At 31.9% G+C, this 1,060-nt stretch carries 1 protein-coding gene; it reads right to left on the minus strand.

What is annotated here, in order from left to right; all coding sequences use genetic code 11:
* On the minus strand, window positions 1-937 hold a 937-nt coding region (gene bamG, locus ABWO04_RS12115), incomplete at its 3' end, for a BamG family beta-barrel-assembly machinery protein (RefSeq protein ID WP_353079932.1).
* Window positions 938-1,060 lie beyond the last annotated feature (123 nt).

The following is a 1,060-nucleotide window of genomic DNA, read 5'->3' on the forward strand; positions in this document are numbered from 1 at the left end:
CATTTTCATATGATACATTTGAATAATTTTCAAAACGATTGACTTGATTTCCTGATCCAGAAAATGCAACATCTCCACCTAAAAACCACTTTCTATTTCCTAAACCGGCACCTAAAACTAATTTTGATGGTACGATTAATTTTGAATCGGCTACATTAACTTCCGTATCTGCTGATGCAGGAATAATTGTGCCATTTGCCAAAGCTGAAATTTTAGAAACATTTCTAGTATTAATAGAATTCAACTTGGCTTCAGGTGCATAGGTTACACTTGAAAAGAAATCCAACTTACTATTAAACTTGGTTTTGAAATTTAATCCTGTATTAATTGCTATTCCGGAAACGGTTGACTCATTTACTTCTCTTGAACCAGAAATTACATTCTGATTAAATACATCGGATTGTGTATTTAATATTCCAAACAAATATTGAAAGTCCATACCCAAACTAATCTTTGGGCTTAATTTGTAACCAGCACCAAGGGATACTTTATTTACGCCACCTTTACCTTGGTATTGTTTTGTAAAACCATCTACCGATCTTGTATCTGATTTTAGCCTATAACCTACAGCACTATGAGGTAAAAGCCCTAAAGAAACACCAACTTTCTTGGAAATTGGAAAACCCATAACCACATAATCAAATGTGGTTTTTTTTGCTTTTTCTGAAGCTGAAGCCGTGTTTAAATTATAAAAACTAGACGTCATCCCAACTTGAAAAGTAGTAATTAATTGATTCGAATAAGAAGCAGGATTTAATACATTAATATGTGTACTATCTGAATAAACAGAAATTCCACCCATATTAACAAAATCATTTGTTCCTTTAAATCTTGTGCTTCCTAATCCGTAAAAAGAATAAGGCGAAGCTGTATTTTCTTGAGTAAAACCGAAGTTGGCAAGTAATATCGTAATTAGTATGACAATTTTTTTAATCATTTTGTAAACTATAAGTGTATAATTGGTGTAAACTTTTTAATAGGAAATTTTCATCGGCAAATATGGTGCTTTTTAATCGATTCGCCAAAAAAATAGCGTCGCCGCCTGTTAAAATTATTGTAA

Origin of the sequence: Flavobacterium sp. (assembly GCF_040382755.1) — a bacterium.
GTDB lineage: Bacteria > Bacteroidota > Bacteroidia > Flavobacteriales > Flavobacteriaceae > Flavobacterium.